This is a genomic window from Nereida sp. NH-UV-3 (assembly GCF_042939535.1).
GTDB classification, from domain to species: Bacteria; Pseudomonadota; Alphaproteobacteria; order Rhodobacterales; family Rhodobacteraceae; genus Nereida; species Nereida ignava.
Map to the genome: position 1 here is coordinate 51,084 of NZ_CP132157.1, position 26,583 is coordinate 77,666.

Below are 26,583 nucleotides of genomic sequence, written 5' to 3' on the forward strand. Positions count from 1 at the left end.
CGCGCTTTGATTTGTTTTTGCAGATAATTAATCAACTATCGTGAGAGCGCGTCCAGCACCCGTGCCCAACTGCGCATCCCTTTGTGGAAACTCTCGAGGTCATATTTTTCGTTGGGTGAGTGGATTGCATCATCATCGCGGCCAAAGCCAATCAGCATCGCGTCTGTGTCCAATTCGGTTTTGAAGTGTCCCGCGATCGGAATTGAGCCTCCGCAGCCCACAAACGCTGCAGGGTTTGGCCACTCATCCGACAGCGCAAGACGCGCTTTTTCAAACGCCGGATCAGCCGTGGACATTTGCACGGCTGATGAATTTCCGTGGCCTTTGAATTCAACGCTACAATCAGCAGGTAAGGCGTCTTGTACCATTTGGCGGAACGCAGCACGGATCGCGTGGGGATCTTGAGTGCCAACAAGGCGGAAGCTGATCTTTGCGCTGGCTTTCGATGGCAGCACAGTCTTGAACCCGTCGCCAGTGTAGCCCGCGTTGATGCCGTTCACCTCACAGGTCGGGCGCGCCCATAACATTTCGAGGGCCGTTTTGCCGTGCTCACCCGCCAGTTCAGACAAGCCAACCGCTTCAAGAAACGCCGCATCATCAAAGTTCAAATCTTCCCACTGCTTTTGAAGTTCAGGCGACATTTCGGGCACGCCCTCATAAAAGCCGGGGACAGTCACACGTCCTTCAGCGTCATGCAGGGAGGCAATGATTTTTGACAGCACGCGAATAGGGTTAATGGCTGCCCCGCCGTACATGCCAGAATGAAGGTCAATCCGTGGTCCGGTGATGGTGAGCTCTTCGCCCAAAAGGCCGCGCAACTGTGTTGAGATAGCGGGTGTTTTGGGGTCGAACATGCCTGTATCGCAGATCAGCGCCAGATCAGATGACAGTTCGTCTTTGTTTTCGCGCATAAACGGGATCAAAGAGGGCGAGCCGCTTTCTTCTTCGCCTTCAAAGAAAAAGCTGACGTTGATGGGCAGGTTGCCGTGCACAGCGATCCACGCGCGACACGCCTCCACAAAGGTCATCAACTGGCCTTTGTCGTCTGCCGCACCACGCCCGCGAATGACTTTGCCCGCGTCCGTGTCTTCAAGCGCGGGAGCGAAGGGGTCACTTTGCCAAAGATCAAGCGGATCAACGGGTTGCACGTCATAATGGCCATAAAATGTGACGTGTTTTCCCGTCCCATTTGTATGACCAACCACCATTGGATGGCCCGGTGTTGCGCGTTTTGTTGCGGTCACACCCATTGAAGCCAAATCACTTACCAGCCAATCTGCGGCTGCGTCACAGTGTTTTTTGAAAGCGGGGTCTGTTGAGATCGACTGGATGCGCATCAATTCGAAAAGGCGCTCGGTCGCGGCGCTGAGGTTTTCGTCGATATGTGACAGGACGGGATCGAGATTGGACATGCTAGCGCCTTATTTTTAGCTAAGTTTTGCCGCACCCTAGGAGCCTTTGGTGGACCTGTCCAGAAACAGGATATAGGTTAACAGAAATTGAGAACAAAGGGGCGAAATCATGCGTATTGTTGGGGCGATTGGGGTGTTTTCGCTGTGTGTATTTGGGGTAGTTGCAGGCGCAGAGCCGGTCAGCAACGCTGAGGCAAAAGCGCAATTGTTCAGCCTGAAGGGCCGTGAAGTTGAGTTGATCCCCCGTGACTGGCTGACACCTGACAATGCGGCGTTGGTTGAACAAGTAGCCGAACAGCAGCTGTATTACGCAGCAATTGCCGCATCACCAGATGATGGGATCTTGAACCCAGCTACCATCGCCGCGGCCAACGATCACACGATGGACGTTGCCCGCGCCAAAGCGCTGTCAGCCTGTGACGCGGCCAAAAGGGGGCAAACCGCCTGCGAGATTGTTGCAATGGTGCGCCCGCGAAACTTTGAGCCGGTTGAGCTGACTTTATCGCATGGTGCTACAGAAGCCTGGCGCAAATCGTACCGCCGTGTGCGCGGTGAAAAGGCGTTTGCGATCTCTCCAACAGTGGGGACTTTTATCGTTGCAACTGGTGAAGGGGCCGCGTCTGCGGCGCTGAGTGCATGTGCTGAGCAGGCCCAAACGGACGACTGTCTCATCGCTGTTCAGGATTGATCTGGCGCAAAGTGACAAAATGTAGCGTGTGCTAGTGGATTTCTGGACCCTATATACCCTATAAGCGCCCCATCGGGAGAGACACATGACGTTTGACACACAGCTAGATGCAGCCCTGCAACGCCTTCACGACGAAGGTCGTTACCGTACGTTTATTGATATTGAACGGACGCGGGGGCAATATCCGCACGCTGAGTGGACACATCCCGACGGTAGCCGCAAACCTGTCACCGTGTGGTGCGGCAACGATTATTTGGGCATGGGGCAGAACGAGGAAGTACTGACCGCAATGCACGAAGCGCTTGATGCGACAGGCGCGGGCTCTGGCGGGACGCGCAATATTTCTGGCACGACGGTGTATCACAAACGCCTTGAGGCGGAATTGGCGGATCTTCACGGCAAAGAAGCCGCGCTGCTGTTCACGTCCGCCTACATCGCGAATGACGCCACACTTTCAACGCTGCCCAAGCTGTTCCCTGGATTGGTGATTTTGTCTGATGCGTTGAACCACGCGTCTATGATCGAGGGTATTCGTCGCAATGGTGGCGACAAACGTATTTTCAAGCATAATGATTTGGATGATTTACGTGCGCAACTGACTGCGCTGCCTGCGAACACACCAAAACTGATCGCGTTCGAATCAATTTACTCAATGGATGGCGATTTCGCACCAATCGAGGCAATCTGCGACATTGCCGACGAATTTGGCGCGCTGACCTACATCGACGAAGTGCACGCCGTTGGCATGTACGGACCACGCGGTGGCGGTGTGGCAGAACGTGACGGGTTGATGGGCCGGATCGATATTATCAACGGCACGTTGGCTAAGGCGTACGGCGTGATGGGCGGCTATATCGCGACCTCTGCAAAGATGGCGGATGCGGTACGCTCCTATGCGCCGGGCTTTATTTTCACGACATCACTGCCGCCAGCGGTTGCGGCGGGTGCGGCGAAGTCAGTGGAAGTTCTGAAGCGTCGCCAAGACCTGCGCGATGCCCATCAGACGCAAGCAGCTATTTTGAAGACACGCTTCAAGGCGCTTGGCCTGCCGGTAATTGACCACGGAAGCCATATTGTGCCGCTGATCGTGGGTGATCCGGTGCATACGAAAGTTCTGTCTGATCACTTGTTGCAAGACCATGGCATCTACGTGCAGCCCATCAATTTCCCAACCGTTCCGCGCGGTACCGAGCGTCTGCGCTTTACGCCGTCGCCGGTTCATGGGTGTTCAGAAATTGATGCATTGGTAGGCGCATTGGACAGTCTGTGGTCTCATTGTGCGCTGAATCGTGCTGACTTAACCGGTTAGAACCATACTGCTGTAATCCTGTTTGTTATGTGTTATTAAGTTGTAAATGGCGTGGGGACGCCTCGAATCGCGCGTGCGATTTCGGTAATTGTGGTAGGGCAGTGTATGATCGGGCGCATTTTTGCACCGCAGGATGTCGAGGAAGAAATCGTCGCCCCAAAAGGGTTTGATGATTTTGAGCTGCAGCTCGGCGACATGATGCGCGGCGAGCGGGCTACCCTTGGAAAATCTCTTCTTGATGTACAGCGTGAGCTTAAGATCAAAGCAGGATATATTTCGGCAATCGAAAACTCTGATCCCACCGAGTTTGATAGCCCCGGTTTCATCGCAGGCTATGTGCGTTCCTACGCACGCTATTTACAGATGGACCCCGAGTGGGCCTTTCAGAAGTTCTGTGAGGAAAGCGGTTTTGCGACAGCGCATGGCATGTCGTCTGAGGCGTCAAGCCCGCGTCCCGTAGCCCCCTTGGCAGCCTCGGCACACCGTAATGTATTCAACGACTCTGCTACGCCGTTTGTGCCCAAAGCTGACCCGTTTTTTGCGCGCATAGATGCGGGTGCCATTGGTACTGTCGCCGTTATGATTGCGCTAATTGGTGGCATGGGGTTTGGTGGCATGTCCATTTTGCGCCAAGTCCAGCAGGTTGAATTCACACCGGTTGAACAGACCCCCGTGGTTGCCTCAAGCATCGACCCTCTTGCGCCTGTGCCCCAGCTAAATACTGGCGCGTCGGGCTCTGGCGCCCAAACCGCTGCACTTGCGCCGACGCGCAACAACGATGCGTTAGACCGACTGTACCGCCCCGAGGCGCTTGATGTGCCAGTCTTCACCCCGCGTGACGCGCCGATTGCTACCATTGATCCAGGCACAGTCGGAACATTTGCCACAGGTGGTGTTGATTTTGCCGCTTTGAATGTGCCCGCCGAGGCTCCGCAGGTTCAAGTCGTAGACGGCCCCGCGCCGGAAGTGGTTCTGTTTGCCGTGAACCCGACATGGGTGCGCGTGCGAAGCGCCGACGGTTCTATCTTGTTTGAGAAAGTCCTCGAAAAAGGTGAAAACTATGCGCTTCCAGTCACCGAAGAGACACCCGTTTTGCGGGCAGGCAATTCAGGATCGCTCTATTTCAAGGTTAACGGACAAATCGTTGGGCCCGCAGGGCAGGGCGCAACGACTGTAAATAATGTGCAGCTTGCGTCTGCTGACCTGAGTGCGGCTTATTCTGTTGCTGATCCTCTGGAAGATAATGAGCTATTTGCGCTGCTGGAAAACCTTGATGCCCCGGATGTTTTGCCGCGCCCACGCACCCGCCCTATTGAGAGCATCGCTGCGTCAAAAGGCAGTGTAAGCCTTGTTGCATCGCAACCTTCGTGGGTTCGCATTACGGATGCAAAAGGAACGCGCGTGTTTGAAAAGACTTTGCAACCCGGTGAGCAATATACTCTGCCTGCGGATGTTGACGCTCCGCTGTTGCGGGCGGGTAATTCAGGCGCGCTCTACCTCAAGCTTGGTGACGCGCTGGTTGGTCCTGTTGGGTCCGGTTCGGCAACTGCGCGCAATGTCTCGCTTACGGCTTCAGATATCAGTGCGAAATATTCGGTGGTGGACACGGACGCATCACCGTCATTGAAAGCGCTGCTTGATCAATAGACCGATTTGTAATGTGCCAAATTCCACTTTTCTCTGGCGTAAAATTTCGTATCACTGTGCAAGAAATCCGCTTGCGGTGAACTCTGACGTGGCGCTTGCCCGCGCGGCACTGTAAGGTAAGGTTGACACTTAAAGAAGGCCGCCAGATGTCCATCAATCACGTTCGTCCATGGAAAAACATTTACCGTCGTAAGAGCCGCCAGATTATGGTGGGCTCGGTTCCGGTGGGGGGTGATGCGCCGATTGCCGTGCAAACCATGACGAACACGCTGACCACGGATATCAAAGGTACTATCGCGCAAGTACAGGCGGCGGCTGAGGCGGGTGCTGATATTGTGCGCGTTTCGGTGCCTGACGAGGCGTCGTCAAAAGCGTTGAAAGAGATTTGCCGCGAAAGCCCCGTGCCGATCGTTGCGGATATCCACTTTCATTATAAACGCGGCATTGAGGCGGCTGAGGCCGGTGCCGCGTGTCTGCGCATTAATCCGGGCAATATCGGCGATGAAAAGCGGGTCAAGGAAGTTATCAAAGCGGCACGCGACCACAGTTGTTCAATTCGGATTGGTGTCAACGCGGGTAGTCTGGAAAAGCATTTGCTTGAGAAATACGGCGAGCCGTGCCCCGATGCGATGGTGGAAAGTGGTCTCGATCATATCAAAATTCTGCAAGACAACGACTTTCACGAATTCAAGATCAGCTGCAAAGCCAGCGACGTCTTTATGTCTGCTGCCGCCTACCAAAAGCTGGCGGATGCAACGGATGCGCCGATCCACCTTGGGATTACTGAGGCAGGTGGTTTGGTCAGTGGCACGATCAAATCGGCGATTGGCTTGGGCAATCTGTTGTGGATGGGCATAGGTGACACCATCCGCGTTAGCCTGTCTGCCGATCCTGTTGAGGAAGTAAAAGTCGGTTTTGAAATTCTAAAATCACTGGGTCTACGCCACCGCGGCGTTAATATTATCTCGTGCCCGAGTTGTGCTCGCCAAGGCTTTGACGTGATCAAAACCGTTGAGACCCTTGAGCGCCGCCTTGAACATATCAAAACGCCGATGTCGCTGTCGATTATTGGATGTGTCGTGAACGGGCCCGGCGAAGCGCTGATGACTGATGTCGGGTTTACCGGCGGCGGCGCGGGTAGCGGTATGGTTTATCTGGCGGGTAAGGCCAGTCACAAGATGAACAACGCGGAAATGGTCGATCATATCGTCGAGCAAGTTGAAAAGCGTGCAGAGGCAATTGAAGCGGACCAACCTGCCGCCGAATAACTTTCAAATTGCGCGTAATTAACATCTGACAGCTGTCAAAGCGGTGTATAAACTGCTGCGTGATGGTAGTTAATTTAGTGCAGCGTCGCTTTGATTTGCGCGGCGTAAAGTCCAACGATAATTTTAGCAATCCCGAAATGTGGCTGCGCCTTCTGATCATGGCGACGGCCTCAATCATGTTGTCTTTTTGGCTGGACGATGCGGCGTTTGTGCTGATGTTCGGCGCCTACGGGATTGCGGTTGTTGTATATGCCACCACGGTGAGTTTGATGCCGAGGTACGTCAACTTTGGGCTGTTTGTGTGGGTTGGCTTTTTGTTTGCGGTCACGGTCATCATCCTGCTTGGTCTGATCTTGTATCTTTTCGCATATCCGCAACCCACGGCACAGGTGTTGGGGATGCTGTTGTTTGCGGGTGAGACTGCGCGACTGGTGTCCATGAGGGCGATGAAAACGACGTTTTTGCGCCTTGAACTGATGCTTTTGATTTTATGTGCGGCTGGCATGGGAGCTGTGCATTCAGCGCGGGTTGGGTTTTACCCAAATGGTCTCATCATGGCCGTTTCAGTGGCTGGCTTTGGGATGTATCTTGCATATGCAGTGCTTAGATTATCGAAATTTCGCGACACCATCACCATCGTTCAGGAAGGTGAGCGTGACGCAGACCGTTTGCGTGCGGTGGGTCAGCTGACGGGGGGTGTCGCCCATGATTTCAACAATTTGCTCGCAGTGATTTTAGGCAACCTTGAGATGCGCAATACGGCCAAGAACCCGTGGGAGTTGGAAATACTGCTGCGTGAGGCTGAGGACGCGGCGTGGCGCGGGGCAGATCTGACAAGCCAGTTACTGGCCTTCTCGCGCCGTTCAACCCTTTTGCCGCGCAAGACCTCTGTTAGTGAGATTTGTGATACAGTCACCACCCTTGCGGCACGTTTGCTGGGCGACCGACATCAGATTGTACTTGGCATCTTTACGGGACTGCCCGCGATTTACGTGGATGCAGGTAAGCTTGAAACCGTGGTGCTAAACCTGATCCTCAACGCCCGCGATGCCATGAAAAACGGGGGGCACATCATGATTGATGCCAGTGCAACGCGCCTGCTTGATCAAGAAACACTCAGCCTTTGGATTAGTGACACCGGAAACGGGATCGAGCCGCATTTGCTGGAAAAAGTGTTCGAGCCGTATTTCACAACCAAGCCAGTCGGCGAGGGGTCCGGTTTGGGTCTGTCCATGGCGCGCGGCTTTATGGAGCAGTCAAATGGACGCCTAGATCTGGTCAGCACAGTGGGTGAGGGTACCCGTGTAGGCCTGCATTTTCCCGTCTACACCGGTGATGAACTTCCGATGCCCGTGTCCGCCGCTTAGCTGCGTTCTTGGCCCACGATATCGCGCATCCCGTCCAGTGGGACATAACCGCGTACCATTTGATCACCCATCACAAAAGTCGGCGTGCCCGTAATAGATAGACGCTGGCCTAGCAGACGGTTGTCGTCGATGATTGCCTTGACCTCTACACCGTTCATCTTTGCCAGCACCTCATCACCGTTGAAGCCAAGGCTGCTTGCAAGACGGCTCAATGTGGTGTCAGAGGTGCCTTGCTTTAGGCTAATCAGCGCATCATGGGCCAGTTTGTAGGCGTCATTTCCGTGCAGCAGTTTTACAGCAATCGCAAATTGCGAGCTGCGTAGACTGTCTTTGCCCAAGATCGGAAATTCTTTCACGATGAGGCGGATGTTTTTGTCCGATTGGACCAGTTGCTCAACTTCTGAGTGTGCTTTGCGGCAGTAGCCACAGCGGTAGTCGATAAACTCAACGATCGTCACATCACCCTCAGGGTTGCCGCCGACCCATGCGTTGGGGTCTTCATAAAGCGCCTTGGCGTTTACGGCTAAAAGCTGCGCATCGTTTTGAGCGGCTTGTTGCGCTTGGCGTTGCTCCAAAACTGCAAAAGCTTCCATCAACACATCTGGGTTCTCGAGTAGGTAGGCGCGAACTTCGGCCCGAAAATCAGCCCGTTCAGCGGCGGTTAACGCAGATAAATCAGTCGCCTGCGCGGCAGTTCCCAGTAGGGCGGTTCCCACCGTAAAGGCGAGGGCTTTGGCAGTTTGGCGGATCATCAACGTTTTCCTTTTTCTGAGGTCTTGGCAGCAGCAAGCACATCATTGGCTCGTTGCCAAGGGGCAGAGCCACGGGGCAACAACCCTGCAGCGCGGTTTGCATGTATGGCGGCGTCTTTCAAACGGCCCCGCAACGCATAGCGTTCGGCAATGCTAAGGGACGCCATCCCGTTGTTTCCGGTTTTGGCGTAAGCGGTGCCAAGATCACGCAAAATGCGCCCATCAAGAGGGTCGCGTGCGCGCGCCCGTTCAAGTGTGTCGCGGGCCTTTGCATTTTGGCCAACCGCCAACAGAGCACGCCCGTAGCCGCCCAGAATAAGTGGCTCATTTGGTGCAAGGCGCACAGCGCGGCCGTATGCAGCAACGGCCGCGTCAAAGTCACGGCCTTCCAGTTTCAGTTGCCCGTCAAGTTCGTGCACGTACGGATTATCCGGTGCTTTGGCGACAAGTCGCTTTAGTGTGGCGCGGGTTTTGTCGCGGTCGGGTTTGCGGTGGTGGGCAATTGCTTGGCGCATCAGCGCGACGTGGTCGTTTTGGCCGCGGGTCCGGCGCAACGTCCAGCTTGGTGCGCGGGAGTAGGCGCTGATCTTGCCTTGGATAATCTCGAACCACGCGGCGTTTAGTGCAGGGGTCGGGTAGTCGCCCGCGTTGCCTGCGGCAAATGCTTCAAGGGCCCGAATACGGTCACGGGTCAGCGGATGGGTGCGCACATAAGGGTCCTGACGTCCAATGTTTAGCGCCTCTTGCCCGCGAAAAAGGCGCATCACATCAACGGCGGCACTTGGGTCAATCCCTGCGCGCACCATATAGCGGCCTCCGGATTGATCTGCGCTGCTTTCTTCGGCGCGGGTGTGGCCGAAAAAGCGGCGAAGCGCGGACCCTGATGAACCGACAGCGGCAGCGGCACCTGCCTCGGGGCTGCCTGCTGCGGCTCCGACGATCAATGACAAAGCCGTTCCAATGCCCGCAGCGGTGCGCGCGTTTTGAAAGTTGGCGGCGCGGCGTGCCAGATGCCGGTTGGCAATGTGGGCCGCTTCATGGGCGATAACGGCCTGTAATTCCTCGACGCGGCCCATGCGCATGATCAGGCCTGAATGGATAAAAATAGCCGAGCCATCGATCACAAACGCATTGAGCGATTGGTTGTCGACCAGCAGAATTTTGGTCCGTGACGCGCTTAGGCCGGCGGCTTGGAAAATAGGTTGGGCAATCGACCGCAGGCCGCGTTCAACTTCTGCGTCGCGCAGCAATGTCACGGCGTAACTGGGGATGGCGGCAATACACAACGCACACGCCAAGATAACTTTCGCCCACATGATGATTGACCTTCGCGCATGGGTTTGGTCTTGAACTCACAAGCAGTATCGGAGGGCATCATGGGAACTTCAAGACAAGGATCGGTGCGAGGCACGGTTGATCCCTTTATTGTGATGGACGTGATGGCAGAAGCCGCAAGCCTTGAGGCCGAGGGCCGGACTATTATCCACATGGAGGTCGGCCAGCCCGGCACAGGTGCACCTGCGGGCGCACGCGCCGCAGCGGCAAAAGCGATGGAAGACGACGCGCTTGGCTATACTGTCGCCAAAGGCTTGCCCGCGCTTCGTGCGCGTATCAGCCAGCTATACATGGATTGGTACGGTGTTGCGGTAGATCCAGAACGCATCATCATCACCCCCGGTAGCAGCGGCGCGTTTGTCTTGGCATTTACAGCGCTTTTTGATGCAGGTGACCGCGTGGCGATTGGGGCGCCGGGCTATCCAAGCTACCGCCAGATTTTCAAAGCCCTCAACGTGGAACCTGTTGATCTGCAAACCCGCGCGGAAAACCGCCTGCAGCCCGTGGCGCACGATATTTTAGACGCTGTCAAAGACGGTGGGCGTAAGTTTGATGGCATGTTGGTGGCCTCGCCGGCCAACCCGTCTGGCACCATGTTGGACCACGATGCGATGCGCGCGCTCATCGAGGCCTGCGCGGCAGAGGGCGCTGCCTTTATCAGTGACGAGATTTATCACGGCATTGAATATGAGGCCAAAGCGGTAACGGCGTTGGAGATCAGCGACGACGCGTGGGTCATCAACTCGTTTTCCAAATATTTCAGCATGACCGGCTGGCGCGTGGGCTGGATGGTTGTGCCCCAAGATCAGGTTCGCCGCGTAGAACGCTTGGCCCAAAACCTGTTCATCTGTGCCCCTCATGTGGCCCAAGTTGCTGCTTTAGCCGCGATGGATTGTGACGAAGAACTGCAGGCGAATATGGATGTGTACCGCGAAAACCGCCGCTTGATGTTGGATGGGTTGCCCAAGGCGGGCTTTGACAAGATTGCACCGCCCGATGGTGCGGTTTATGTTTACGCGGATGTCAGTGAGTACACAGACGATAGCCGTGCATTTGCGTCAGAAATTTTGAATGAGGCTGGCGTTGCCGTAACCCCCGGTTTGGATTTCGACCCTGTGCGCGGTGCGACCACCTTGCGGTTTTCATATGCACGCGGCACGGCCGACATTATCGAAGGGTTGGCGCGACTGACTGCCTTTATGTCCGCGCGTGCGGGCTAAGCTTTGCGCCCACGCTGCATGTCCGCTACATTTGAAGAAACATCAGCACGGTTAGTCATGCCCCGTTTTTCAAACTGTATCTTTTTGGCAATTATTTTTTGTCTCGCTTTGGTTGTGCAGCCATTCGGCCTGTTGGCGCAAACGCTGACGGCGCGGGCGGATTTGCGGGTGCAGGACAGTTCTGTTTCTCCGATTTGGCGCGGTGTTGATGTGCAATTGTCACTAACCCAAGGTGTCCCTTTTCGTATTAAACATGTGAACGAACCTCATAGAGTTATAATTGATTTCAATGGCCTGTCTGGCGAAGCTAATGTTGATGATATGATCCGCTCACAACGTGTAACGGATGTTGGGTTCGGCCAAATTCGGGCTGGATGGTCGCGGATGGTGCTCACACTGGATGGGCCGATGATCGTTGGCAAATCGCAGATGCGGATCAAACAAGACGGCAGCGGCGCGATGCTTAGCTTTGTTCTACGCCAGACGGATGAGGACGGTTTTGCCGCAGCTGTTGAAGCAGATGGGCGCGGAGTTGCGTTGGCAATTGAGGGCACGGCAGGTGTCCAAGACAGCGATGCCAATGTGGCCGATCAGGGCCTGACCATTGTTTTGGACCCCGGGCACGGCGGTATTGATCCGGGCGCCGAGGTAGGATCCTACCAAGAAGCAGCTCTTATGTTGGGCTTTGCTCGGGCTTTGGGCGAGGCGCTGATACGCGATGGGCACCACGTTATTTTGACCCGCAACGATGATGTGTTTGTGTCCTTGCGCGAACGGGTTTCGATTGCCCATAAAACGCAAGCGGATGTGTTGATATCGCTACATGCAGACGCGCTAAGCGGCGGTGGGGCGCGGGGTGCTACGGTGTACACCCTTGCTGATGAGGCGACCGATGCGGCCAGCGCACAGTTGGCCCGCGGCCATGACCGAAGTGATATTTTGGGCGGCGTGGACCTTGTGGGGCAAGACGACACTGTAGCCGGCGTTTTGATTGATCTGGCGCGGCGTGAAACCCAACCGCGCGCGGATCGGTTGGCGGAATTATTAGTGGGCGGCATCAAAGCCAGCGTTGACGGGATCAACTCGCGCCCGCGCAGACAGGCGGGCTTTGCAGTGCTAAAGGCGCCAGATATTCCATCAGTCTTGGTCGAGTTGGGGTTCATGTCGGACGCCCAAGACCTTGCAAATTTAACCAACCCTGAATGGCGCGCCCAGGCAATTTTGGGGCTGGTGGCTGGGGTTCGCCTTTGGGCGGCTGAGGATGCGGAATTGGCCAAACGGACACGTCAGTGAGCGGCGGTCTTTCGCACAACTGTGATGCGGGTTGTTTTGACGCGCCTGCGCCCCCACTATATACCCTATTCAGAGTTCAGGGCATTCAGGTGGATTAAATGCTGCGGTCGATTTTTTCTTTCTTTGGTGCGATTTTCAGCAGTGTGACTTTGGCGCTTTTCTTTGGGGCGCTGACCATTGGGGCTGTCTTTTGGATGTACGGCCGTGATCTTCCCAGCCACGAAAGTCTTGCGCAATACACACCACCGACGATTAGCCGGATTTATTCCGGCGAGGGCCGCGTGATTGATGAATTCGCGCGCGAGCGGCGGTTGTTCTCGCCCGCAGATGAGATCCCTGAGCTGGTCAAGGGTGCGTTTATTTCGGCGGAAGATAAGAATTTCTACACCCATGCGGGCTATGATGCGCGCGGGATGGCGGCGGCTGCGGTTGATGCGGTGAAATCGCGTGGCTCTGATGTGCGCGGGGCTTCGACGATCACGCAGCAGGTGATGAAAAACTTTTTGCTGTCGGGGGACAGGTCGGCTGAGCGCAAGATCAAAGAGTTGATCCTTGCCACGCGCATCGAAGACACACTTAGCAAAGACGAAATTCTTGAGCTTTACCTGAACGAAATTTTTCTTGGGCAAAACTCATACGGTGTTGCCGCTGCGGCGCAGACCTATTTCAACAAGGGTCTTTCTGAACTGACTGTCAGTGAGGCGGCCTATCTTGCAGTGCTGCCAAAAGCGCCGTCGCGCTATCATCCGGTGCGGCAGGTTGAGCGCGCTGTGACGCGCCGCAATTTTGTCCTGCGCGAGATGATGGAGAACGGCTACATCACCCGCGATCAATATGAGTTGGCCAAAGAAGAACCCCTTCGCACGGTACAAAGTGGCGATTACGAAGGCTTTAAGGCGCAACTTCCGGACCGCGATTATTTCACAGATGAAATTCGCCGCCAGTTGAGCCGCGATTTTGGAGAGGACGAGTTTTTCAGTGGCGGCATGTCAGTCCGCGCCACAATCGATCCCGAGATGCAGGTTGAGGCCGCTGATGCCCTGCAGCGCGGTTTGGAAGCCTACGATCGCAACATCGGTATCTGGCGACCTACGGGTAAAACACTGCCTGAAGAAGTACTGGAAGATGAGGCGGCGTGGCGCGAGGCGCTCAGCAACGTTGATATTTCGCGCGATATCTCGCTTGAGAACAAATGGTATCCGGCGGTGGTCCTTAGTGTATCTGGTGACAGTGCACGTCTTGGGATCGAAGGGGTCGCAGATCCTGAAGCGGGTGGTGTGATCGCGGCCAATGACGTGACATGGGCGCGCCGCCAAAATGCCGATGGCAGTACCGGCCGCCAAGCCCGCGTGCCTGCAGACTTGCTAAAGGTGGGTGAGGTTGTGCACGTCCGCCGCATGACCGCAGATGCAGATGGCAGTTTTATCCGCTGGACCCTGCGCCAAGTACCCGAAGTGCAGGGCGGCTTTATGGCAATGGACGTCAACACGGGCCGCGTTCTGGCCATGCAGGGCGGGTTTTCATACCAGCATTCTGTGTTCAACCGTGCCACCCAAGCCAAGCGCCAGCCTGGTTCTTCATTTAAGCCGTTCGTCTACGCAGCAGCCTTGGATAGTGGCTACACGCCCGCAACAATCGTGGTGGATGCGCCAATTGAAATTGATACCCCCCAAGGGCTGTGGCGCCCGCAGAATGCCTCGAAGCAATTCTATGGCCCGACGCCTGTGCGCACAGGGATTGAGCAGTCTCGTAACTTGATGACGATCCGCCTGGCCCAAGAAACGGGTATGGATGTTGTGGGTGATTATGCGGAACGCTTTGGCATCTACGGCCCCGATGAGATGCGCCGCTTTTTGGCAAACTCTTTGGGCAGTCAGGAAACAACGCTGTTCAATGTGGTCGCGGCCTATGCAATGTTTGCCAACGGCGGTGAGCGTGTTGAGCCGACATTGGTTGACCGCGTGCAAGACCGGTTTGGGCGCACAGTTTATAAGCATGACCAGCGCGTCTGTGAGGATTGTCAATTTGCTAGCCTTGAGGCCGGTTTTGCCCCGCGGATCACTTCAAACCGCGAGCGGGTACTTGATCCTATCACCGCCTATCAGCTGACATCGATGCTGAGCGGTGTGGTTGAGCGGGGCACAGCGCGCTCAACGGTAAATCTGTCGGTGCCCGTGGCAGGTAAGACCGGTACGACAAATGACGCCAAAGACGTCTGGTTTGTGGGGTTCACGTCGAACATCGTGGCGGGGTGCTACATCGGGCATGATACACCGCGCGGCCTTGGGCGTGGGGCATCAGGTGGCGGTATGTGCGGACCGGTTTTCAATCAGTTCATGACAAAAGCGGTTGAGAAATACGGTGGTGGTTCTTTTGATGTGCCAAGCAGCTGTCAGTTTCTCAAGATCGACCGGATCACGGGTGCGCGTTTGCCCCAAGATGCGTCTGGTGAGGGTATCGTGTCGGAATGTTTTCGCGAGGGCGAAGAGCCGCTCTTTGGGGTGACGTTTGATGGTGGCTTTGCAATGGGCAGTGATCTTCCGCTCTTTGATGATGTGGCGGAAGCGACCAGCCGTGAGGTTACCACATCCAGCGGCAAAAAGGCCCGTGTTGCGCCCAAAGCGAGCTTTGGCTCACTCTCATCTGGTGGTCTGTATTAGACAAATGACTGCCGCCTGCGGGCGGCGCCTCTGCGGGTCCGGCTTGTGGGGCGCGCGCCCCTAGGCTAGAGCAGGGGCAGACAAGTTGAAGGCCTGAAATTTTATGCGCGCAGAAATCCAGAACATCGTTACTGAAATCGAAAAGTCCCTTGAGTTGGTCCGCCAACGTATGGATATCGAGACTGCGCCGTACCGCCTTGAAGAGTTCAATGCCCGCACGGAAGATCCAGACCTCTGGAATGATCCGGACAACGCGCAAAAGTTAATGCGCGAACGACAGGTTCTGGTTGATGCCATGACCGTTGAGAAAAACCTGACCCAAGCCTTGGCAGATAACATTGAGTTGATTGAATTGGGCGAAATGGAAGACGACGCGGATGTGGTGGCAGAAGCCGAGCAAGCCCTGCGCGACCTGAAAGAAACGGCCGCTGCGAAGGAGCTTGAGGCATTGCTGAACGGCGAGGCGGACGGCAACGATACCTTCCTTGAAATTAACGCAGGTGCCGGCGGAACAGAGTCGTGTGATTGGGCAAGCATGCTGGCGCGGATGTATGTCCGTTGGGCTGAAAAGAAGGGCTATAAAGTGGAGCTGCAATCGGAATCGGCAGGTGACGAAGCGGGTATTAAATCTGCGGCTTACAAGATCAGTGGTCCGAACGCCTATGGCTGGTTGAAGTCCGAGAGCGGTGTGCACCGTTTGGTACGCATCAGCCCGTTTGATAGCGCCGCCAAGCGGCACACGTCCTTCACGTCTGTCTGGGTTTATCCGGTTGTGGACGACAACATCGACATTGAGGTGAACCCCGCTGATATCCGGATTGATACGTATCGTTCATCTGGGGCGGGCGGACAGCACGTGAACACCACTGACTCGGCCGTCCGGATTACACACAACCCGACAGGTATTGTTGTGACCAGTTCTGAGAAATCCCAACACCAGAACCGCGATATTGCGATGAAGGCGTTGAAATCACGCTTGTATCAAATGGAATTGGATCGCCGTAACGCGGCCATCAACGAAGCGCACGAAAACAAAGGCGATGCAGGATGGGGCAACCAAATCCGCTCGTATGTGCTGCAACCTTACCAGATGGTGAAAGACCTGCGCACCAGTTTTGAGACGTCCGACACAAAAGGGGTTCTCGACGGTGATCTCGATGGCTTGATGGGGGCGACGCTGGCGATGAATGTTTCGGGTAAATCGCGCGCAGAAGCTAACGCAGAAGACTAACGTAGCCCCGCAGTTAGCTGGCCAATAGACGCTGCTCCGTGGCAAAGATTGACCGCTTTATCCACTGCGCGCTACGCTCGTCTTATGGATGACTACCTGAAAAATAGACCGCATGGTGTGACGAAGTTTCGTGCCCCTAAGCGCCGTGATTTTCTGCGTGCGCTTCGGGCAGGGGCGGTTGATATGGTGCGCTACCCAGCGTTTACACTGGTGTTTGCGGGGGCCTTTGTAATCATCGGCCTTGCGATTTCCACGCTGACATATGCCGCAGGACACAGCTATTGGTTGGTGCTTGCGGTTATGGGATTTCCAATGGTTGGCTCTCTTGCGGCACTTGGGTTTTATCTGATCAGTTGGCAACATCATCGTGGGCGACCCATCACAATGTGGGGCATTTTACGGGCTATCTGGGCGCTTAAAAATGGACAAGTGCCGTGGCTTGCGGTGATCATTGTGGTGATGCTGCTATTTTGGTTTTTCCTTGGGCATATGCTTTTTGCGCTGTTTTTGGGGCTACAGCCGATGGTCAACATTTCGTCCAGTGCAGAGGTGTTTCTAAGCGCCAACGGCCTTACGATGCTGGCACTCGGCACAGGCGTTGGCGCTGTCTTTTCGACGCTGATTTTCTCAATGACGCTTTTCGGATTGCCGATGCTTATTGATCGCGACGTTGATTTCATGACTGCGGGTCTAGCATCAATTGCTCAGGTGATGGCGTATCCCGTGCCCTATATGATCTGGGGGGCGGTGATTGGCTTGGCTACGGTTGCGGCTATTATCCCCGCATTTCTAGGAATGTTTATTATGCTGCCACTTTTTGGGCACGCCACATGGCACCTGTATAAAATCCAACAGATTTCAGATCATGCCTGCCCGCAAAAGTCCGGCTGACTTTCAGTGAAGGATAATAAGAAAAAGGCGCCCCGAAGGACGCCTTTTGAAACTGTATGTCGTCGTCTGTTATTCAGGTTTGGTTGGCGCAGGCTTTGGCGCGGGCGCTGATTTTGCACCGGCTGCCAGCGGGTCGTCCTGACGTTGAACAGAGCCCTCGAAATGCGCGCCGCTCTCGATTGCAATTGTCTTGTGGATGATGTCACCCTCAACGCGTGCAGTTGATGTCAGGCGCACTTTCAGACCGCGTACGCGCCCTACGATGTGACCGTGGATGACAACGTCGTCAGCAATCACTTCGCCGCGGATTGTCGCACTCTCGCCGATGGTCAGCAAATGGGCGCGGATGTCGCCTTCGACTTCGCCTTCAACTTGTATATCGCCAGCGGTGCGCAGGTTGCCTTTGACGTGCAGATCGCTTGAGATCAGTGATGCCGGCGCTTTCGGTTTGGGCGCAGACGGCTTGAATTCGGGCGTTGGCGCTTTGGCTGCCGCAGGAGCGGGGGCCGCAGTTGTGTCATCGCTTTTGGGTGCAGGATCGTTGATTTTGCTTTTAGAAAACATTTTGACCAGCCTTGATATAGATCATTGGGTTGATGGGACGCCCGCCAACGCGGATCTCGTAGTGTAAATGCGGTCCAGTGGACCGGCCAGAATTGCCAATATCACCGATCCGGTCCCCGCGCGAGACCCTTTGGCCTACTTTTACGCGAATTCTGGATTGGTGGGCGTATCTTGTCTCGATGCCGAAGTCGTGTTTGATCTTCACCAAACGTCCATATCCTGACGACCAGCCAGCAAAAGTTACTACACCGTCTGCCGGTGCATAGATCGGTGTGCCAACCGGTGCCGCAAAATCTGTGCCGTTGTGCATGCGGCCCCAGCGGGGGCCAAACCCAGAGGTAAAGCGGTAATTGTTCTTCACGGGCATGGTGAAAGGCGCTTTTTGTGCAGCGATTCGATAGAGGTTCAGCTCATCGAGTTTGCCGATGATGCTGTTGGCACGCTCGGTACTTGGATCAATCTCCCCGCGGGTCGAGAAGGACAAAGGGGCGAGGAGGCCGCCTTGTCCAGAATACCCGCGACGCACTTGTTTGAGAAGATTGTCCGTCGACAGGCCTGCCTTGCGGAACATTTTGTCTAGCGGCTCAACTGAAACTGTCATCGCTTCTTCTAGGGTGCGGAAAATCTCGTTGTTGCGGTCTTCAAGGATTTTAAGCTCTGCTGCCATTTCATCGGCGGCAATTAGCGCGGCCTGCGCGTCTGCCACAACTGTGTCCCGCTCGCCTGCGGTTTCAGAAAGTGCACCGGCTAAATAATCGACGGTGGTTTCAAGGTCGCGCGCAGCGCTCAGCGGGTTCTGTCCGGTTTCAGTTTCACCCTCAAGGGACGCGTTCAACTCTTGCAGCTTTTCACGGGCGTCTTCGCGCTCTCCGCTCACACGGCGCAGCGTTTCTTGGAAAGCTTCCATCCCAATTTCAAGCTCACGGCGCCGTTCCTGGGTTTCCAACAATTGCGTCTGCATCACAGAAATCTGGCTCAGGGCAGTGTTGAACCGTTCTTGAGAGGCAAGTGCTTCAGCCGCGCGGGTGTCACGTTCATCCGCAAGCGCGTTCAGCCGTTCAAGATAAAACGCCTGATCACGTTTCGCCTGCTCGCGGAAATTGCCAGCGCCGATGTTATCCATGATCAAAATTGAGGTGGCGATGATTGACCACGCGACAACGGCCGTACTGCCAACAATGCCAACCAATTGGGTCACGGGTTTGAGCAGAATGTAGCGGGTTTCATTGTCTGAACGCAAAAACAACCGCCGCTCTGGGAAGACGTTTTCAAGGCGGTGGTTCAAACGGTTCATCAAAGGTAGCGCCAAAAAACTGTTCCGTTTCTGTTTGTTACGTCACGATCGCTCTGCGACCTGTCTGCAAAGTACATCTTTCACAATGGTTTAAGGCTGTGGTTAATGGACCGCAAACAATTTTGGCCTCATGCAAAGGCGCTTGGGCTTGGGGCGGCTCAAAACTGGCGGGTTCTTGCCGAATACTAAAGTCAGCGTGCAGATACTCAGCGCACTGCAGCACTTTCGCTGAGCGGCCAGTAAAAATCCGGTGGAATACCTGCCTCCGCACGCTTTTCTTCGTTGAACGGGGGCTTTAGCGCGCTGTGGAAGTATTTGCGCACAAGGCCGTGAAATGTTGGCGTCGGATCAAGGTTTTGGCGGCCACACATAAAGTGAAACCATTTGGAGCCGTAGCTGACGTGGTGCACTTCTTCGGCGTAGATGACTTCCATCGCTTCAACGGCGGCGGTGTCTTTTGCCTGTTTGAATAGCTTGATCATACCAGGTGTGACGTCGAGACCGCGTGCCTCAAGCACCATAGGAACCACGGCGAGGCGGCCCAGAATGTCATCGGCTGTATCCTCGGCGGCGGACCACATACCGGCGTGCGCATCAAGGCTTCCGTAGTGCGCGCCGTAATTGGCCAAACAATCACTCATGAGGCCGAAATGTTTGCTCTCCTCATCGGCAGATTTCACCCAATCATCGTAAAAGCCGATGGGGAAGTCGACCCGCCCACCAAAGCGTGCAATGATATCCCAGTGTAGATCAACGGCGTTAAGCTCGATGTGGGCAACGGCATGCAACATGGCAACGCGGCCTTCGGGTGTGCCGGGTTTGCGGCGGGGCACATCACGCGGATCAAGCAGCGCGGGTTTTTGTGGGCGCGCGGGGCGCAACGGCGGCGTTGTCGTGCCAATTTCAATGGGAGCGCCCGCTTCGCGTGAGGCAAACCATTGCGCCGCATACTTGCGGGACAGGGCCGTTTTTTCCGCGCCATCTGCTGTTTGCAAAACATCTGTCGCCATTTGCGTGAGAGGGATCATGGGCGCTCCATTTATGTGGTTTTGGCCGTTTAGCGTCAGGGTTATTCGGCGTCTAGGGCGCGCGCGGCCTCAAGCACTGCTTCGACATGCCCCGGCACTTTCACTTTCCGCCAAATTTGCGCGATTTTCCCATCGGGCCCAATCAAGAATGTTGCACGTTCAATCCCCATGTAGGTTTTGCCGTACATGTTTTTCTCGGTCCAAACGCCATATGTCTCACACAAATCACTTTCTGCGTCAGATACCAACACAACGCCAAGGCTGTGCTTGTCGCGAAACTTGTCATGCTTTTTCACGCTATCCTTTGATGCGCCAATCACCACCGTGTTTGCGGCGGTAAACTCTGCGGCCATTTCGGTGAAGCCAATCGCTTCTTTGGTACACCCCGGCGTGTCATCGCGCGGATAAAAATAGAGCACGACAGCTTGGCCCGCATAATCAGCTAAAGAGACTTGTTTACCGCCATCGCGGGGCAAGGTGAAAGTAGGTGCGGTGTCGCCGATGTTGAGTTCTTTTTGTGTCATGATTTCTATCCTGTGTTTGTTTGTATTCGCGGGTGCGGATGCTACGGATACCGCTTAGTCGCGTGCAATGCGTTTCTGGTCTTTTGTTTTAGGTCATCAGCGGCGAATATAAAGACCACGTCACAGCGCAGCGGCCGTCTTTTCGATATGAACACTTCTCCCGATCCTGATTTGACCGACACTGCCGCCGTCGATGTGTCAAAGCGACGTGGTTCGTTCTTGGGAACGTTGCGTGGTATTGCCGCGATATCGTTCTTATTCGTCGTGGGTTTGGGGATCGCGGTTGGGGCCAATCTGGACCGTGCGATTACTGCGCCTGATTGGGTTCGCAAGGACGTCGAGGCCCGATTGTCCGAGATATTACCGCGCGCGAACGTCGCTGTACGTGGTCTTCAGGTGACACTTGATCGGCAATTGCACACGCACATAACCCTTCAAGACATGGAGCTGAAAACAGAAGACGGTGCGCGCCTTGCTGTGTTAGCGGATGTTCGTATTGATCTTTTGCGGCGAGCTTTAGCGCGGGGGGAGCTGGCGGCGAAACGTCTTGAGGTAAGCGGTTTACGCGCGCGGGTCAGCCGTAACATCGACGGTCGCTTTAACCTTGATTTCGGTTCGCAAAGTGTCTCGGATGCCTCTTTCGGTGGCCTTATGCTTGATCTTGCGACTGTGTTTGAACAGCCAGGGCTAACGACGCTTGATGCGATTGAGGCGAGTTCCCTGAGTGTTCGATATGAAGATGCGATCAGCGGCCAAGTACTGACCGTGGACGGCGCACGCGTCCTGCTTGAGCAAGATCGGACAGGTGTTCGAATGCGTGCGGATGCAGCCGTGCTAACAGGGGGGGCGGACGTCACCACGCTTACTGCCACATATGATGTGCCAAGGCGGGTTACGGAGGCAGAAACAGAGGCACCTTTGCCACTTGGCACTGTCGGGTTGAGCTTGACTGACGCGCGGGCCAGTCTTGTTGCGGGGCAGGTGCCAAGCCTCGCGTGGCTCGGCGTTCTTGACGCGCCAATTTCAGGTGCGCTTCGATTTGCGATTACGTCAAATGGCGAGGCTGCGGATGTGTTTGGCACACTTGATTTGGGTGCAGGGGCGCTGGCGCCTGTGGCGGGTAGCGAACCTTTGCCCTTTAACTCAGCGCGGGCGTATTTTCAGTATGATGCCCCTGCTGAAAAGCTGACGTTTGATGAGGTGCGCGTTGCTAGTGATTTGGTCACGGCCGTCGCGTCTGGAACGGCATATTTGCGGGATCAAACTAATGGTGTGCCCGAAACGCTTCTGGGGCAATTTGCATTCTCTAAATTGCTAATTGATCCGCCTGACGCGTTTGATGCGCCGATTGAAATTCAAGACGCGGGTATTGATTTTCGTATGGAAATTGATCCGTTTGCAGTTGATATTGGGCAACTTTACGGCAGGCCACAACCACTGGGAAATAATGCCGCTGTGGCACCAATGGTGCGAAGTGATGGGCGTGTTGCATCAAACATGGATGGTTGGTCTGTGGCCCTTAACCTTGAAGGGGACCGAACGGATGTTGCGACGGCCCTTAGCCTTTGGCCATTGACGGCCCTTCGACCTACCCGCAATTGGTTGGTTAACAATCTCGATGGGGGCACACTTGAAAATGGCCGCGCGGCAGTTCGAATTTTGCCGAACCAAAAGCCGATTGTGCAAGGCGGTTTTGATTTTTCAGATGCTACTGTTCACTATCTGCGGCCGATGGAGCCGATCAAAAATGGTGTCGGCGTGGCGAGCTTTGAAAGTGCTGCGTTTGCGTTAGCGCTTAGCAGTGGTGCCGTTTTGGCGCCCCAAGGCGGGGCCATTAATGCGGGTGGCTCTACCCTGTGGGTCGGTCCGAAAGACGGCAGAGCTTTGCTTTCGCTAGACCTGAAATCAGACAGTACAATAACCGCAGGGCTGGCCTTATTAAACCAAGACCCGCTGGAGATATTGAAGGATGGCGCTTTGCCTGTGACATTTTCGGATGGGCGCGCAGACGTAAATACGAGGCTCGACGTCCCGCTTGTAAAAGACCGCAGCAGCGACCCAATCACCTTTGGCGCTGAGGGCGTCCTGACTGGTGTTACCAGCGATACTCTTGTTGCGGGGCGTCGCCTTTCTGCAGATCGATTAGACATTAAGGTCTCTCCACAAAGTATTGAAATAAAAGGGCAGGCTAAGCTTGATGGTGTAAACTTCGGTGGAGTTTGGCAGCAACCCATTGGGAAGCCACAAGAGGATGATGCCGCTTCCCAACCAATTCTGCGTGCTGTCATTGATCTTACGGGCGACGCGTTGGCGGAGTTCGGGATCGTACTGCCTGAGGGGCTTTTTGTTGGGGCCACTAAAGCAGATATTGAAGTGGCGTTAGACGAAAACGGGGGCAGTTTTACGCTGCGCTCCGATTTGCGTGGTGCGAAACTCTCTATTCCTGAATTGGGCTGGCAAAAAGGCGCGGCTTCAACGGGCAGCTTGGTCGTGGAAGGCAGGCTTGCAACAGCAGACACTCCCGCAATTGTGGACCGGTTTGAGTTATCCGGTAGCGGACTTCGTGTAGCAGGGCAGATCACACTTGATAAAAGCGGCACACTTTCGGTGGCATCGTTTTCAAGTGTTGAGGTCGGTGATTGGTTCGCGGGCGCAGTTGAGCTTGTCGGGCAAGGTGTTGGCCAGCCTCCAAAGGTTAACGTGACCGGCGGACGGCTGGATTTGCGCCGTGCCCGTCAGGCTGTTGAAAGCGGCGGTGTGAATGGGGCGAGTGGTGGCGCGATGAACATTGCCCTTGACCGAGTGATCGTGAGTGACAGCCTTTCATTTACAGACCTACGGGGCGAATTAACTCCCCGTGGGGGACTTAATGGAAGTTTCAGAGCACGCGTGAATGGCGGTGCTGTAGTCACGGGAACTTTGGTTACGGTCGCCAATGGAACAGCTATTCGGCTGCGCAGTGATGATGCGGGCGGCGTTGGTGCTGCGGCAAAGTTAATAGAAACCGCTAAAGGCGGTGCGCTTGATCTGATATTGCAGCCAACGCCGAGGTCTGGGGTGTATGACGGAACGCTTTTGGTGACAGATACGCGCATTTTGGAAGCGCCCACGCTCGCAGGATTATTGAACGCGATTTCGGTCGTTGGATTGCTGGATCAAATGGCGCAAGGCGGCATTTATTTTAGCAATGTTGAGGCATCATTTCAGCTCTCACCTGCAGGGCTCACGCTTTATTCTAGCGCAGCAACAGGTCCGTCGATTGGGCTTTCCATGGACGGTGTTTACCGCTTTTCCGATCGTGCGATTGATATGCAGGGCGTGGCATCGCCGCTCTATGTTTTGAATGGGATTGGTCAGGTATTTACCAGAAGGGGCGAGGGGCTGTTGGGCTTCAATTTCGATTTGTCTGGCAATGCACCGAACCCCTCTGTGCAAGTCCAGCCATTGTCGATATTCACGCCTGGAATGTTTCGTGAGATATTTCGCCGACCACCGCCGCAGCGTGAAAACGACTAAAGGATTAAGACAAATTGAAACTCTCTGATTTTGACTTTGATTTGCCGGACAATTTGATTGCAACACGTCCTGCGGTGCCTCGAACAAGCGCGCGGTTGTTGGTGGCAAGCGGTGCAAACACAGGCGCCATTACGGATGCGCGGGTCTCCGATTTGACCAAATACCTGCGCAAAGGTGACCGCTTGGTTTTGAACAACACCAAAGTTATTCCGGCGCGCTTGACGGGGACACGGACGCGCGATGCTGGGCAGGGGCCGGTGAGTGCTAAGATTGAGATTACATTGTTGACACCACAGCCCGATGGTGGATGGTCGGCACTTATCAAACCTTTGCGCAAAGTGGCAGAAGGCGAAGTTATCGTATTTACCGATGATCTCACCGCGACACTTACCGCCAAGGCCGACGGTCAGGGGATTTTGGAGTTTAACCTTACTGGTGATGACTTTGACGCGGCGCTGAACGCGGCCGGTACCATGCCTTTACCACCATATATTGAGGCAAAGCGGAAGGCAGACGCACAGGATAAGACGGATTACCAAACTGTGTTTGCACGTCATACCGGTGCCGTTGCTGCCCCGACGGCCTCGCTTCACTTTGATAAACCGTTGTTGGAAGCGCTGGCCGGACAGGGCGTCACCTTTACCGAAGTAACGCTTCACGTGGGGGCGGGCACGTTCTTGCCCGTCAAAGTTGACGACATTTCAGAGCATAAGATGCACGCGGAGTGGGGTGAAATTACCAAAAGCGCGGCAGCCGAGATCAATCAGACCAAGGCAGAAGGCGGCCGCGTCATTCCCGTTGGGACCACAGCGCTTCGGTTGATCGAGAGTGCAGCAAAAAACGGCACTCTGGCTGAATGGCGGGGCGAGACGGACATTTTCATCACGCCAGGTTTTGAGTTTCAGATCACCGACGGTCTGATGACAAACTTCCATCTGCCGAAGTCGACGCTGATGATGCTTGTATCGGCCCTGATGGGACAAGAGCGGATCGTAGAAATTTACGACCACGCAGTGCACACGGGATATCGGTTTTTCAGTTACGGTGACAGCTCGCTTTTATTGCCAAACGGCTGAAACGGCGCTGCTTGCATGCAACGAAGCTTCTAAAACGACACTAAATGTCGATTTTGATTGTTGATTGTTGACGCGACTCAGATAGGGCGGGCCTCAACGGCAGCACTGTGTAAAGAGAGGCGTCATGCTACAAGTTTTTAAAGGGTCGTGGGCACTTTTGCTCGGAATGATGCTGCTGATGGTGGGCAACGGTCTTCAGGGGACGCTTCTTGGTGTGCGGGGCGGGCTTGAGGGCTTTGGCACGTTCGAGATGTCCATCGTGATGTCGTGTTATTTCGTTGGCTTTCTGGGCGGCTCCAAAATGGCGCCCGAAATGATCCGCCGTGTGGGGCACGTTCGGGTCTTTGCTGCGCTTGGAAGTTTTATCTCAGCCGTTTTGATCCTTTATCCGGCTTTTCCACATCCCGTTGCGTGGGCGCTTGGCCGCATCGTGATCGGGTTTTGCTTTTCCGGCGTGTACGTGACGGCGGAAAGCTGGCTTAATAATTCTGCAGACAACGCGCACCGCGGCAAAGCGCTGTCGCTTTACATGATCGTGCAGATGTTCGGGATTGTGGCCGCGCAAGGTATTTTGCTGACTGGCGATCCATCGGGCTTTGTTTTGTTCATCATTCCGTCTGTGTTGGTTTCCATCAGCTTTGCGCCAATTTTGCTGTCGGTTAGTCCAACGCCCGCTTTTGAAACCACCAAACCTATGACTTTGCGCGAACTGACGCGTATTTCGCCGTTGGGCTGTGTTGGCATGTTCTTGATGGGGGGCGTGTTCTCGGCACAGTTCGGGATGGCTGCGGTTTATGGCACGGAGCGGGGTCTAACGGTTGCTGAAATTTCAATTTTTGTGACGGCAATTTATCTGGGGGCGCTGTTGTTGCAGTACCCAATCGGCTGGCTTTCTGACCGGATGGACCGGCGGGTTTTGATCCTTGCTGTTTCTGTGTTGGGTGGCCTGGGTGGTTTCGCAGGCTTTCTTTATGACGATGTGTTTATCCTTTTGCTGGGGTCCGCTTTCATTATTGGGGGCATGTCGAACCCGCTTTATGCGTTGCTGATTGCCTACACGAATGACTTTTTGGAGCATGAAGACATGGCCGCTGCGAGTGGTGGTTTGATCTTTATCAACGGTATTGGCGCCATTGCGGGGCCGCTGATCACGGGGTGGATGATGGGGTTGGTGGGACCTGAAGGGTTCTTCTTGTTTGTGGCGGTTCTGTTGCTTGGGCTTGCCGCTTACGCAGGTTTCCGAATGACCCAACGCGCATCAACGTTCGATGTGGACGAAGCCACGCCGTACTCGCCCATTTTGGCTACGGCCAGCCCGGTGGCTGTTGAGGTTGCCCAAGAAATCTACATCGAAGCAGAGCTGGAAGAGGCGGAAAGTGCCGCAACGGAAACTCCTGCGGCCTAAATGCATCACTGCAGTAGGGATTAATTGAAAGATTGCGCAAAAGGGGGTTGTGCGGTTCTTTTATTACAGTAACGATTTGGTAACAGGCATGCATAGGAGCAGC

At 55.0% G+C, this 26,583-nt stretch carries 20 protein-coding genes; 13 read left to right on the forward strand and 7 right to left on the reverse strand.

Annotated elements, in window-relative coordinates:
• Positions 1-35: 35 nt before the first annotated feature.
• Positions 36-1,412, reverse strand: coding sequence for a M20/M25/M40 family metallo-hydrolase (locus NeNHUV3_RS00280; protein WP_391481734.1), 1,377 nt, complete (start codon positions 1,410-1,412; stop codon positions 36-38).
• Between the two features lie 109 nt (positions 1,413-1,521).
• Here NeNHUV3_RS00280 and NeNHUV3_RS00285 point away from each other — a divergent pair, with 109 nt between their 5' ends.
• The 5 genes from NeNHUV3_RS00285 to NeNHUV3_RS00305 all read left to right on the forward strand — a co-directional run bounded on the left by NeNHUV3_RS00285 (position 1,522) and on the right by NeNHUV3_RS00305 (position 7,691).
• A complete protein-coding gene (locus NeNHUV3_RS00285; RefSeq protein WP_391481735.1) occupies positions 1,522-2,100 on the forward strand; it encodes a 5-aminolevulic acid synthase in 579 nt (192 codons plus the stop codon).
• Positions 2,101-2,185: 85 nt separating this feature from the next.
• Entirely contained in the window at positions 2,186-3,409 is a 1,224-nt protein-coding gene (gene hemA, locus NeNHUV3_RS00290) for a 5-aminolevulinate synthase (RefSeq protein WP_391481737.1), read from the forward strand.
• A gap of 105 nt (positions 3,410-3,514) precedes the next feature.
• The gene (locus NeNHUV3_RS00295) at positions 3,515-5,056 is read left to right on the forward strand and encodes a helix-turn-helix domain-containing protein (RefSeq protein WP_391481739.1); all 1,542 of its coding nucleotides are present in this window, start codon (positions 3,515-3,517) and stop codon (positions 5,054-5,056) included.
• Positions 5,057-5,202: 146 nt separating this feature from the next.
• The gene (gene ispG, locus NeNHUV3_RS00300; protein WP_391481741.1) at positions 5,203-6,324 is read left to right on the forward strand and encodes a flavodoxin-dependent (E)-4-hydroxy-3-methylbut-2-enyl-diphosphate synthase; all 1,122 of its coding nucleotides are present in this window, start codon (positions 5,203-5,205) and stop codon (positions 6,322-6,324) included.
• Positions 6,325-6,386: 62 nt separating this feature from the next.
• Entirely contained in the window at positions 6,387-7,691 is a 1,305-nt protein-coding gene (locus NeNHUV3_RS00305) for a sensor histidine kinase (RefSeq protein WP_391481743.1), read from the forward strand.
• Here NeNHUV3_RS00305 and NeNHUV3_RS00310 read toward each other — a convergent pair.
• The gene (locus tag NeNHUV3_RS00310; RefSeq protein WP_391481744.1) at positions 7,688-8,443 is read right to left on the reverse strand and encodes a DsbA family protein; all 756 of its coding nucleotides are present in this window, start codon (positions 8,441-8,443) and stop codon (positions 7,688-7,690) included. The two genes, NeNHUV3_RS00305 and NeNHUV3_RS00310, sit on opposite strands and share 4 nt — an antisense overlap.
• On the reverse strand, positions 8,443-9,759 hold the full coding sequence (locus NeNHUV3_RS00315; RefSeq protein WP_391481745.1) for a M48 family metalloprotease: 1,317 nt from the start codon (positions 9,757-9,759) through the stop codon (positions 8,443-8,445). Before NeNHUV3_RS00315 ends, NeNHUV3_RS00310 begins: the two co-directional genes overlap by 1 nt.
• A gap of 60 nt (positions 9,760-9,819) precedes the next feature.
• Here NeNHUV3_RS00315 and NeNHUV3_RS00320 point away from each other — a divergent pair, with 60 nt between their 5' ends.
• From NeNHUV3_RS00320 to NeNHUV3_RS00340, 5 genes are all read left to right on the forward strand, one after another.
• Positions 9,820-10,998: a pyridoxal phosphate-dependent aminotransferase gene (locus NeNHUV3_RS00320; RefSeq protein WP_391481746.1), complete on the forward strand. Its 1,179-nt coding sequence runs from the start codon at positions 9,820-9,822 to the stop codon at positions 10,996-10,998.
• 57 nt (positions 10,999-11,055) lie between these two features.
• Complete coding sequence (locus tag NeNHUV3_RS00325; RefSeq protein WP_391481747.1) at positions 11,056-12,291, forward strand: N-acetylmuramoyl-L-alanine amidase; 1,236 nt, start codon at positions 11,056-11,058, stop codon at positions 12,289-12,291.
• A 98-nt stretch (positions 12,292-12,389) separates the two neighbouring features.
• Positions 12,390-14,951, forward strand: a complete 2,562-nt coding sequence (locus NeNHUV3_RS00330) for a penicillin-binding protein 1A (protein ID WP_391481749.1) — start codon at positions 12,390-12,392, stop codon at positions 14,949-14,951.
• 103 nt (positions 14,952-15,054) lie between these two features.
• Positions 15,055-16,182, forward strand: a complete 1,128-nt coding sequence (gene prfB, locus NeNHUV3_RS00335; RefSeq protein ID WP_341246597.1) for a peptide chain release factor 2 — start codon at positions 15,055-15,057, stop codon at positions 16,180-16,182.
• A gap of 84 nt (positions 16,183-16,266) precedes the next feature.
• The gene (locus NeNHUV3_RS00340) at positions 16,267-17,073 is read left to right on the forward strand and encodes a DUF2189 domain-containing protein (RefSeq protein WP_391481750.1); all 807 of its coding nucleotides are present in this window, start codon (positions 16,267-16,269) and stop codon (positions 17,071-17,073) included.
• 69 nt (positions 17,074-17,142) lie between these two features.
• On the opposite strand, the gene NeNHUV3_RS00345 is transcribed toward NeNHUV3_RS00340, so the two are convergent.
• The 4 genes from NeNHUV3_RS00345 to bcp form a co-directional block, all read right to left on the reverse strand.
• Positions 17,143-17,637: a polymer-forming cytoskeletal protein gene (locus tag NeNHUV3_RS00345; RefSeq protein WP_048599096.1), complete on the reverse strand. Its 495-nt coding sequence runs from the start codon at positions 17,635-17,637 to the stop codon at positions 17,143-17,145.
• Positions 17,627-18,931 (reverse strand): DUF5930 domain-containing protein, encoded by a 1,305-nt coding sequence (locus tag NeNHUV3_RS00350; protein ID WP_391481752.1) that lies wholly within the window; start codon positions 18,929-18,931, stop codon positions 17,627-17,629. The genes NeNHUV3_RS00345 and NeNHUV3_RS00350 overlap by 11 nt, the downstream gene beginning before the upstream one ends.
• 206 nt (positions 18,932-19,137) lie before the next feature.
• Positions 19,138-19,959: a ferritin-like domain-containing protein gene (locus NeNHUV3_RS00355; protein WP_391481753.1), complete on the reverse strand. Its 822-nt coding sequence runs from the start codon at positions 19,957-19,959 to the stop codon at positions 19,138-19,140.
• Positions 19,960-20,000: 41 nt separating this feature from the next.
• The gene (bcp, locus tag NeNHUV3_RS00360; protein ID WP_391481754.1) at positions 20,001-20,483 is read right to left on the reverse strand and encodes a thioredoxin-dependent thiol peroxidase; all 483 of its coding nucleotides are present in this window, start codon (positions 20,481-20,483) and stop codon (positions 20,001-20,003) included.
• A 147-nt stretch (positions 20,484-20,630) separates the two neighbouring features.
• Between bcp and NeNHUV3_RS00365 the strand changes: the two genes are divergently transcribed.
• From NeNHUV3_RS00365 to NeNHUV3_RS00375, 3 genes are all read left to right on the forward strand, one after another.
• The gene (locus NeNHUV3_RS00365; protein WP_391481756.1) at positions 20,631-23,999 is read left to right on the forward strand and encodes a DUF3971 domain-containing protein; all 3,369 of its coding nucleotides are present in this window, start codon (positions 20,631-20,633) and stop codon (positions 23,997-23,999) included.
• 14 nt (positions 24,000-24,013) lie between these two features.
• A complete protein-coding gene (gene queA / locus NeNHUV3_RS00370) occupies positions 24,014-25,075 on the forward strand; it encodes a tRNA preQ1(34) S-adenosylmethionine ribosyltransferase-isomerase QueA (protein ID WP_391481757.1) in 1,062 nt (353 codons plus the stop codon).
• 124 nt (positions 25,076-25,199) lie between these two features.
• Positions 25,200-26,480 carry an MFS transporter gene (locus tag NeNHUV3_RS00375; protein ID WP_391481758.1) on the forward strand — a complete coding sequence of 427 codons (1,281 nt, stop codon included), beginning with the start codon at positions 25,200-25,202 and terminating at the stop codon, positions 26,478-26,480.
• The last annotated feature ends 103 nt before the right edge of the window (positions 26,481-26,583 follow it).